The organism is Pelomonas sp. KK5, from assembly GCF_001984095.1.
Classification (GTDB): Bacteria; Pseudomonadota; Gammaproteobacteria; order Burkholderiales; family Burkholderiaceae_C; genus KK5.
Map to the genome: position 1 here is coordinate 1 of NZ_LYVQ01000239.1, position 10,007 is coordinate 10,007.

The 10,007-nt window shown below is 70.2% G+C and carries 10 protein-coding genes; 8 read left to right on the forward strand and 2 right to left on the reverse strand.

Annotated elements, in window-relative coordinates:
- Positions 1-838: XdhC family protein (locus tag B0W88_RS26245; protein ID WP_077037544.1), on the reverse strand; the 838-nt coding region annotated here is incomplete at its 3' end.
- Positions 839-1,027: 189 nt separating this feature from the next.
- Here B0W88_RS26245 and B0W88_RS26250 point away from each other — a divergent pair.
- The 7 genes from B0W88_RS26250 (at position 1,028) to B0W88_RS26280 (ending at position 8,376) form a co-directional block, all read left to right on the forward strand.
- Positions 1,028-1,507 (forward strand): (2Fe-2S)-binding protein, encoded by a 480-nt coding sequence (locus B0W88_RS26250; RefSeq protein WP_077037545.1) that lies wholly within the window; start codon positions 1,028-1,030, stop codon positions 1,505-1,507.
- A 2-nt stretch (positions 1,508-1,509) separates the two neighbouring features.
- Positions 1,510-3,864, forward strand: a complete 2,355-nt coding sequence (locus tag B0W88_RS26255; RefSeq protein ID WP_077037552.1) for a xanthine dehydrogenase family protein molybdopterin-binding subunit — start codon at positions 1,510-1,512, stop codon at positions 3,862-3,864.
- Positions 3,865-3,881: 17 nt separating this feature from the next.
- Positions 3,882-4,670, forward strand: a complete 789-nt coding sequence (locus B0W88_RS34505; RefSeq protein WP_077037546.1) for a xanthine dehydrogenase family protein subunit M — start codon at positions 3,882-3,884, stop codon at positions 4,668-4,670.
- Complete coding sequence (locus B0W88_RS34510; protein ID WP_077037547.1) at positions 4,667-5,548, forward strand: MoxR family ATPase; 882 nt, start codon at positions 4,667-4,669, stop codon at positions 5,546-5,548. Before B0W88_RS34505 ends, B0W88_RS34510 begins: the two co-directional genes overlap by 4 nt.
- Positions 5,549-5,552: 4 nt before the next feature.
- Positions 5,553-6,704 (forward strand): VWA domain-containing protein, encoded by a 1,152-nt coding sequence (locus B0W88_RS26270; protein ID WP_077037548.1) that lies wholly within the window; start codon positions 5,553-5,555, stop codon positions 6,702-6,704.
- Positions 6,701-7,069 (forward strand): hypothetical protein, encoded by a 369-nt coding sequence (locus tag B0W88_RS26275; RefSeq protein ID WP_077037549.1) that lies wholly within the window; start codon positions 6,701-6,703, stop codon positions 7,067-7,069. The genes B0W88_RS26270 and B0W88_RS26275 overlap by 4 nt, the downstream gene beginning before the upstream one ends.
- 218 nt (positions 7,070-7,287) lie before the next feature.
- Positions 7,288-8,376, forward strand: a complete 1,089-nt coding sequence (locus B0W88_RS26280; RefSeq protein ID WP_077037550.1) for an acyltransferase — start codon at positions 7,288-7,290, stop codon at positions 8,374-8,376.
- A 4-nt stretch (positions 8,377-8,380) separates the two neighbouring features.
- On the opposite strand, the gene B0W88_RS26285 is transcribed toward B0W88_RS26280, so the two are convergent.
- Entirely contained in the window at positions 8,381-9,256 is an 876-nt protein-coding gene (locus tag B0W88_RS26285; protein WP_144006982.1) for an aldo/keto reductase family oxidoreductase, read from the reverse strand.
- Between the two features lie 54 nt (positions 9,257-9,310).
- On the opposite strand from B0W88_RS26285, the gene B0W88_RS26290 reads away from it, so the two are divergent.
- Positions 9,311-10,007: pitrilysin family protein (locus B0W88_RS26290; protein WP_144006983.1), on the forward strand; the 697-nt coding region annotated here is incomplete at its 3' end.

A 10,007-nucleotide genomic window follows, 5' to 3' on the forward strand; every position in this document is an offset into this window, starting at 1 on the left:
GTGCGGGCTCGACGCCGAAGTGCTCGATCAGCCGCGCCCGCCGCTTGGCCTGGTTGACGCGCGAGCCGATGGCGCCGACGTAGAAGGCCGGGCTGCGCAGCGCCTCCATCAGGGCCAGGTCGTCCAGCTTGGGGTCGTGCGTGAGCGCGACGATGGCGCTGTGGCCGTCCGGCGCGAAGGCGGTGACCACGTCGTCGGGCATCTCGCGGGTCAGCGCGGCGCCGGGCACCGAGAAGGTGTCGGCATATTCCTCGCGCGGGTCGCAGATCAGCACCTGGTAGTCCAGCGCCAGGGCCATGCCGGCGAGGTACTGCGTCATCTGGCCGGCACCGATCACCAGCAGCCGCCACTGCGGGCCGTGGTGCGTGGCCAGCGTGGCCTCGGTGAGGGCGACGACATCGGCGTTCGCCAGCGGCTCCTCCAGGCGCACCGCGCCGCTGCGCAGGTCCAGCACCCGCTGCACCCGCTGGCCGGCATCCAGGCGGGCCAGCAGCGCATCGATCTGCGAAGCCGCCGACAGCGGCTCCAGCATCAGCTCCAGCGTGCCGCCGCAGGGCAGGCCAAAGCGGGTCGCCTCCTCGGCGCCGACGCCATAACGCAGAAGTTCAGGTGAGCGCAGGTTCAGCGCGCCTTCGCGCACCTTGGCGATCAGGTCGTCCTCGATGCAGCCGCCGGAGACGGACCCGGCGATCTGCCCGTCGTCCCGCACGGCGACGACCGAACCGACCGGCCGCGGCGCCGAGCCCCAGGTGCGGGTGATCGTGCCGAGCACGACGCGGCGGCCCTCGGCCATCCACAGCGAGACCTGGCGCAGCACTTGAAGATCGACGTTGTCCATTGCGTGTTCGTTCCCTTGGATCGGCCGCAAACATACCGCGTTTGCGAGAGCTCTGCCGGACTGTGCCATCCCGGTTCGGCTGTCCCGGGATGTATGGGCATCCATGAGGGTTAGCGCAGATTGCGGGATCGGGGCAGGGGGGGAGCATCGAGTGTCGGCTTGAACATGAAAACACAAGGAGACACCACGATGAGCCAGAAGCTAACGCTCACGGTCAACGGCAAGTCCGTGAGCCGCGAGGTCGAACCCGACCGCCTGCTGGTCCAGTTCCTGCGCGAGGAACTCGGCCTCACCGGCACCCACGTCGGCTGCGACACCAGCCAGTGCGGTGCCTGCACCGTCCACCTGAACGGCCGCGCGGTGAAGAGCTGCTCGATGCTGGCCGTGCAGGCGGCGGGCGCGCAGGTCACCACCATCGAAGGCCTGGCCGCGAAGAACGGCGACCTGCATCCGATGCAGGCAGCCTTCAAGGAATGCCACGGCCTGCAATGCGGCTTCTGCACGCCGGGCATGGTGATGAGCGCGGTCGACCTGGTGCAGCACCACCGCTGTAGCTCCGAGGCCGAGATCCGCGAGGGCCTCGAAGGCAATCTGTGCCGCTGCACCGGCTATCACAACATCGTGCGCGCCGTGCAGGTGGGCGCCGCCGGCATGAAGCAGGGAGCATGACGATGAATGCCCCTCAAGCCGGCCTGATCGGCCAATCCGTCAAGCGTCGCGAGGACGCGCGCTTCCTCACCGGCCGCGGCCAGTACACCGACGACATCGTCCTGCCGCGCCAGACCTACGCCTTCTTCCTGCGCTCGCCCTATGCGAACGCGAAGATCAAGGGCGTCAACACCGCCGCCGCCGAAGCCGCCGAGGGCGTGCTGGGCATCTACACCGGCGAGCACTTCCGCGCGATCGGCGGCCTGCCCTGCGGCTGGCTGATCACCAGCATCGACGGCACGCCGATGAAGGAGCCCAAGCATCCCGTGCTGGCCGACGGCAAGGTCCGCTACGTGGGCGACCCGGTGGCGCTGGTCGTCGCCGAGACCTATGCGCAGGCCAAGGCCGCGGCGATGCTGGTCGAGGTCGACTATGAAGACCTGGCCCCGGTGGTCGACACGGCAGGTGCCAAGGGCAACGCGGCCACCGTCCATGACGAGGTGGCCGACAACGTCTGCTACACCTGGGGCTGCGGCGACAAGGCCGCCACCGATGCGGCGATCGCCGGTGCCGCGCATGTCACGAAGCTGCAGTTCCGCAACAACCGCCTGGTGCCCAACGCGATCGAGCCGCGCGCCGCCAATGCGTCCTACAACCCCGCCGAGGACGCCTACACGCTCTACACGACGAGCCAGAACCCGCACGTCGCGCGGCTGCTGATGTGCGCCTTCGTGCTGGGCATCCCCGAGCACAAGATGCGCGTGGTGGCGCCGGACGTCGGCGGCGGCTTCGGCTCCAAGATATTCCTCTACAACGAGGAGACCGCGATCACCTGGGCCAGCAAGCAGATCGGCCGGCCGATCAAGTGGACCTGCGAACGCAGCGAGGCCTTCCTGACCGATGCCCATGGCCGCGACCATGTGACGACGGCCGAGCTGGGCCTGGACGCCGCCGGCAAGTTCGTTGCGCTGCGCGTCACGACCACGGCCAACCTCGGCGCCTACCTGTCCACCTTCGCCTCCAGCGTGCCGACCATCCTCTACGCGACGCTGCTGGCCGGCCAGTACACGACGCCGTCCATCTACGCGGAAGTCACCGGCGTGTTCACCAACACCACGCCGGTCGACGCCTACCGCGGCGCGGGCCGGCCCGAAGCAACCTATGTGATCGAGCGACTGGTGGACACGGCCGCCCACGAGCTCAAGATCGACCCGGCCGAACTGCGCCGCCGCAACTTCATCAAGTCCTTCCCCTACGCCACGCCGGTGGGCCTGACCTACGACACCGGCGACTACGAGGCCACGCTCTCCAGCGTGATCGAGCTGGCCGACGTGGCCGGCTTCGCGGCGCGCAAGGCGGCCTCGGAAGCGAAGGGCCTGAAGCGCGGCATCGGCTACTCGACCTATATCGAGGCCTGCGGGCTGGCACCGTCCAATATCGCCGGCGCGCTGGGCGCGCGGGCGGGCCTGTTCGAGGCCGGCGAGGTGCGGGTGCATCCGACCGGCAAGGTGACCATCTTCACCGGCTCGCACTCGCACGGCCAGGGCCATGAGACGACCTTCGCGCAGGTGGTGGCCGATCGGCTTGGCATCCCGCTGGACGACGTGTCCATCGAGCACGGCGACACCGGCAAGGTGCTGTTCGGCATGGGCACCTATGGCAGCCGCTCGCTGTCGGTCGGTGGCACGGCCATCGTCAAGGCGGTGGACAAGGTGATCGCCAAGGGCAAGAAGATCGCCGCGCACCTGCTCGAGGCGGCCGACACGGACATCGAGTTCGAGAACGGCACCTTCAAGGTCGCCGGCACCGACAAGGCCGTGCCCTTCGCCTCGGTGAGCCTCACCGCCTACGTCCCGCACAACTACCCGCTGGACAAGATGGAGCCCGGGCTCAACGAGAACGCCTTCTACGACCCGACGAACTTCACTTATCCAGCCGGCAGCTATGTCTGCGAGGTGGAGGTGGACCCGCAGACCGGCCGCGTGCGCGTGGACCGCTTCAGCGCGGTGGACGACTTCGGCAACGTCGTGAACCCGATGATCGTCGAGGGCCAGGTGCAGGGCGGCCTGGCGCAGGGCATCGGGCAGGCGCTGCTGGAGCACGGCGTGTACGACAACGACAGCGGCCAGCTGCTCAGCGGCAGCTATATGGACTACGCGATGCCGCGCGCCGACGACCTGCCCAGCTTCAACGTGAAGACCGCCAAGGGCACGCCCTGCACCCACAACCCACTGGGCGTGAAGGGCTGTGGCGAGGCGGGCGCGATCGGCTCGCCGCCGGCGGTGATCAACGCAATCTGCGACGCGCTGGGCGTCAGGGACGTGCCGATGCCGGCCTCGCCGCATGCGGTCTGGCAAGCCATCCAGGCGAACCGTTGAACGAAGGAGGACGCACCATGACATTCGCATATCAGAACGCCGCCTCCGTCGCCGATGCCTCCAAGGCCGCGATGGCGCCCGACGCCAAGCTGATCGCCGGCGGCCAGTCGTTGCTCGGCACGATCAAGCTGGGCCTGGCCGCGCCCGAGGCGCTGATCGACCTGGGCTCGATCGCCGAGCTGAAGGGCATCAAGGTCGACGGCGGCAAGGTGACCATCGGCGCCACCACCACGCACGCGGAGGTGGCCGCCTCCGCCGAGGTGCAGAAGGCCATCCCCGCGCTGGCAGACCTCGCCGGCCGCATCGGCGACCGCCAGGTGCGCAACCGCGGCACCATCGGCGGCAGCCTGGCCAACGACGATCCGGCCGCCTGCTATCCGGCGGCGGTGCTGGGCCTCGGGGCGACCGTCAATACCGACCGGCGCAGCATCGCGGCCGACGACTTCTTCCAGGGCATCTACACGACGGCGCTGCAGGACGGCGAGGTCATCACCTCCGTCAGCTTCCCGATCCCGGAGAAGGCCGGCTGGCAGAAGTTCAAGCAGCCGGCCTCGCGCTTCTCGCTGGTGGGCGTGTTCGTCAGCAAGGGGCCGGCGGGCGTGCGCGTGGCGGTGACCGGGGCGGGGGCGAACGGGGTGTTCCGCGCGGCGGCGCTGGAGCAGGCGCTGGCGTCCAGCTGGAGCGCAGGCGCCACTTCAGGCATAACGATCAGCCCGGAGGGACTGAACGCCGACCTGCACGGCTCGGCGGAGTACCGCGCGGCGCTGATCCCGGTGCTCGCGGGGCGGGCGGTGGACGGGTCTTGAGTCCGTCATCGATCGACGACACCGCCGCCGCGTTGCTCGCCCAGGGCTATGTGGCCCAGCGCGAGCTGGCGACGGCGGCCTTCCTCGCGATGCGGCTCGCGCGGCCGCTGTTCCTCGAAGGCGAGCCCGGCACCGGCAAGACCGAGATCGCCAAGTCCCTCGCCGCGCTGCTCGCCAAGCCGCTGGTGCGCCTGCAGTGCTACGAGGGCCTGGACCTCGCCGGCGCCGCCTACGAGTGGAACTACGCGCGGCAGATGCTGGAGATCAAGGCCGATGCGTCGCTGAAGGCCGACGATCTCTTCACCGAGCGCTTCGTGATTCCCCGTGCGCTGCTGCGCGCGCTGCAGCAGCCCAGCGTGCTGCTGATCGACGAGCTGGACCGCGCCGACGAGCCCTTCGAGGCCTTCCTGCTGGAAGTCCTGGGCGAGTTCCAGATCACCATCCCCGAGCTGGGCGTGGTCAAGGCGGCCGAGCCACCGGTGGTCGTCATCACCTCCAACCGCACCCGCGAGATCCACGACGCGGTGAAGCGCCGCTGCCTCTACCACTGGGTGGACTTCCCCGATGCGAAGCGCGAGCTGGAGATCCTGCGCCTGCGCGTGCCCGGCGCGCCCGAGGCGCTGGCGAAGCAGATCGTGCTGTTCGTGCAGGGCCTGCGCAAGCTGGACCTCTACAAGCTGCCGGGCGTGGCCGAGTCCATCGAATGGAGCCGCGCGCTGCTGGAGCTGAATGCGCTGCAGCTCGATCCGGAAACCGTTCAATCGACGCTGGGCGTGCTGCTGAAATACCAGGACGACATCGCCAAGGTGCAGGGTTCGGAGGCGGCGAGGCTGTTGCAACAGGTGGCGAACGATCTTGGGCAATCATCTCGCGGCTAACGTCATGCACTTCGCCCGCGTGCTGCGCGATGCGGGCATGCCCGTGGGCACCGACCGCGTGCAGCTCGCGCTGCAGGCGCTGCAGCTCGGCGGTCTCGAATCGCGCGCCGACTTCAAGGCCACGCTGGCCGCCTGCATGATCGGCCGGGCCGAGCACCGGCCGCTGTTCGAGCAGGCTTTTCATATCTTCTGGCGCGACCCCGAGCTGCTGGCGCGGGTGATGGCGATGCTGCTGCCGCAGGCGCAGGCCCAGTTCAAGGCGCCGCCGCCGCCGGAGAACCGGCGCCTCGCCGGCGCGCTCTTTCCCCATGCCCCGCCGCAGCACAAGCCGAAGGAGCCGGAGCAGCAGATCGAGATCGACGCCCAACTCACCTGGAGCGCGCAGGAGAAGCTCGCCCACCGCGACTTCGAGACGATGACGGCCGAGGAATGGGCCGCCGCCCGCCGCGTGCTCGCGCGGCTGCGCCCGCTGCTGCCGGCCCGAGCCACCCGCCGCCACGAGCGCGCCGCGCACGGCCGCGTCGACTGGCGCGCCACGCTGCGCGCCCAGGGCCGCGGGCAAGACCTGACCCTGCATTTCAAGCGCCCGCGCCGCCGCGTGCCGCCGCTGGTGGTGCTGGCCGACATCTCCGGCTCGATGAGCCGCTACACCCGCATGCTGCTGCACCTGGCCCACGGCCTGGCCAACCCGGCTGAGCGCCGCCATGCGCCGCGGGTGGCCAGCTTCGTCTTCGGCACGCGGCTGACGCCGATCACCCGGCTGCTGGCCCAGCGCGACCCGGACCAGGCGGTGGCGGCGGTCTCGCACCGGGTGGCCGACTGGTCCGGCGGCACCCGGCTGGCCGCCTGCCTGCACGAGTTCAATCGCGACTGGGCGCGCCGCGTGCTGGCCGGCGGCGAGGCCACCGTGCTGCTGGTCACCGACGGGCTGGAGCACGGCGACGCCGAGGCGCTGGCCTTCGAGGCACGCCGCCTGCGCCTGGCCTGCGCGCGGCTGATCTGGCTCAACCCGCTGCTGCGCTTCGAGGGCTTCGAACCTCGTGCAGGGGGCGTGCGCGCGCTGCTGCCCGAGGTGAGCCTGCACCTGCCGGCGCACAATCTGCAAAGTCTGGACCGGCTGGCGAAACTGCTGGCCACATCAGGAGTCTCGCGATGAAAACCCCCTTGCTTGCGGCTTTCACCCTCATGCTGCCGCTGCTGGCCGCCGCCGCCGATCCGAACGCCACCCAGCCCGGCTGGACCGTGATGGGCCGCCAGGGCATCGTGCTGATGGTGCTGGTGCCGCAGGCCGAGGCGCGCGACGAGGCTGCGTACATGCGCGAGATCGAGTCCATCTGCAAGGAAGAGATCAACTGCTTCCTGAACTTCTACACCAACACCCGCAACGCGCCGGTGGCCGTGCCGCTGCCCGACGAGATCTCGCACGAGGTGACCGCCACCTACCGCAAGACCTACAAGAAGGGCGTGCCGCTGTTCACCTGGAGCTGCCGCATGCAGATGATCGCGGACAGCTGTTTCTGACCTAATGCCCAGCCTGAGCTGACCTGACCCCCACCTGATCGCGCGGGCGCAAGCCGCCCCGTTTGCGACTGGCAACAATTCTGGGCCGCGGGTATCCCTACAATCCCGCACGTTTCGCCGCGCCGGTGAGACTTTTTCCTCGTCACCCCCGGCGCTTGTCCGAACCACCCCAGGAATAACGCGTCCGCCCGGCCCCGCAGCCGGACGGGGGCCGGGTCATGAGTGCTGTTTCCCTTTCCCGCCGTCTGCCGCATGTCGATGCGCTGAAGGCCATCGCCGCGCAGCTGATCGTGCTGCACCACCTCGCCGCCTACGGTCCGATCGCCGATGCGGTGGGCTCGCTCGCGCCCGAGCTGATCAGCTGGCTGTACCGCTATGCGCGCATGGCGGTGCAGGTGTTCCTGGTCGTCGGCGGCTTCCTCAGCGCGCGGGCGCTGTGCGACCGGGGCCAGGTCTTGCGCGGGGCGGTGCCCGAGCTGCTGGGCCGCCGCTACCTGCGCCTGGCGCCGGCCTTCATGGCCGCCGTGGGGCTGACGCTGCTCGCCTCGGCCCTGGTGAGCGGCCCGCTGCCGGAGCTGGTGCCGGGGTCCGTGAGCTTCGCGCAGCTGCTCTCGCACGGCCTGCTGCTGCACGACGTGCTGGGCCAGGAGGCCCTGACCGTGGGCGCCTGGTACGTGGCGGTGGACTTCCAGCTCTTCGCGCTGCTGGTGGGCCTGCTGTGGCTCGCCCGGCGCTGGCGCCGCGCACATGCACAGTTACTTGTGCTGACCCTGTTCCTGGGCTCGCTGTTCCTGTTCAACCGCATGTCCGAGCTGGACGCCTGGGCGCCGTACTACTTCGGCGCCTATGGCCTGGGCGTGCTGGTGCACTGGCTCGCGCGGTTGCGCAGCGGGGTGCTGCGCCGCTTGGGCCTCGCCCTGCTGGCCCTGAGCGTGCTGCTGGCGCTGGCCTTCGACTTCCGCGAGCGCCTGGTGGTGGCCGGCGTGACCGCGCTGCTGCTGGCGCTGCAGCAGCAGCGCCACCTGGCCGGCCAGGTGCTGCTGGCCGCGCGGCCCCGCCTGTCGGCGCGCCTGGGCTGGCTGGGCACGCGCTCCTACTCGCTGTTCCTGGTGCACTTCTCGGTCTGCCTGCTCGTCAACGGCGTCTTCGCGGCGCTGGACATGAGCGGCTTCGCGGCGGGCCTGCTGATGATGCTGCTGGCCTGGGGCCTGGCCAATCTGGCCGCGCGCTTCTTCTACCGCTTCATCGAGGCGCCGGCCGGGCAGATCGACATCGGCGACCTGCTGCCGGGCCCGCTGCGCGCCTGATCGCTCAGGCGACCTCGTGGCCGGCGCCGGCCTGCCAGATGCCCCACCAGGTCTCGGCGTCCATGCGCCAGTCGAGCGCAGCCAGCGCGTCGTCCAGCGCCGCGAGCCGCTGCGAGCCGACGATCGGGATCGGCCGGCTCGGGTGGCGCAGCAGCCAGGCATAGGCGGCCGTCGCGACGCTCGTGAGGCCCTTGGCTTCGGCCGCGGCCTGCAGCGCTTCGCGCACGCGGGTGGCCGCGGCGCCGGTGTCGGTGAACAGGCGGCCGCCGGCCAGCGGTGACCAGATCATCGGCCTCGCCTTGAGGCGCTGCGCCTGGTCCAGCGTGCCGTCGTGCAGCGGCGCCCGCTCCAGCGGGTGCAGCTCGATCTGGTTGGTCACGAGAGGCGTGGCCGCATTCAGCAGCTCGAACTGCGAGGGCGTGTAGTTGGAGACGCCGAAGCTCAGCACCTTGCCGGCGCGGCGCAGCATGTCGAAGGCCTCGGCCACCTCGTCGGCGTCCAGCAGCGCGTCGGGGCGGTGCAGCAGCAGCAGGTCCAGCCGGTCGGTGCGCAGCACCTTCAGCGAGTTCTCGACGCTGGCGATGATGTGCTCGCGCGAGCAGTCGTAGCTCTTGATCCGGTGGGCGGGCCGCGCGTCGCTGACCAGCTTGATGCCGCACTTGCTGACGAGCTGCATCTGCTCGCGCAGGGCCGGCTTCAGCGCCAGCGCCTCGCCGAACAGCGCCTCGACGGCATAGCCGCCGTAGATGTCCGCATGGTCGAAGGAGGTGGCGCCGCGCTCGATGCAGGCTTCGATCCAGGCCAGGCGCTGGGCGGGCGTCCAGCCCCATTCGGCCATGCGCCAGCAGCCGGCCACGATGTTGGAAAGGGTCATGCTCATAACGTCGATCATAAGCAGCACGGGTGGGCGGATGCCCTACAGTCGCCGTTCACCATGTCGATGCTCGCCCGCCTGTTGTCGCTGCTGACGCTGATGCTGATGGCGCCCGTGCTGGTGGACGCCGCACCTGCTGCGGGCTTCACCGAGATCCGCAGCATCGGTGGCATCACCGAGTACCGCCTCGACGCCAACGGCCTGCAGCTGCTGCTGATGCCGGTGGCGCGCGCGCCGCGCACCAGCGTGACGGTGATCTACCGTGTCGGCAGCCGCCACGAGCGCGGCGCCGCCGAGGCCGGCATGGCCCATCTGCTGGAGCATGTGAGCTTCCATGGCGCGGCCGGCGTGCCGGACATCGCCGTCGAGCTGCAGCGCCTGGGCGTGCGCTTCAACGCCACCACCAGCACCGATCGCACCAACTACTTCGCCAGCTTCGCCGCGGGCGAACGCGGCACGCTGCAGCGCGTGCTGGAACTGGAGGCGGCGCGTATGTCTGGCGCGCGGCTGGACGAGTCCGACATCGCCCGCGAGAAACCCATCGTGCTGGACGAGCTGGCCCTGCGCGGCCAGGCGGTGCTGCCGCAGCTGCAGCAGGCACTGGCGGCCACGGCCTTCCGCAGCCATGCCTACGGGCGGCCGGTGATCGGCAGCGTGGCCTCGATCGAGCAGCTCTCGCTGCCGGTGCTGCGCGAGTTCTACGCGCGCCACTACCGGCCCGACCACGCGGTGCTGATGCTGGCCGGCGCCTTCGAGC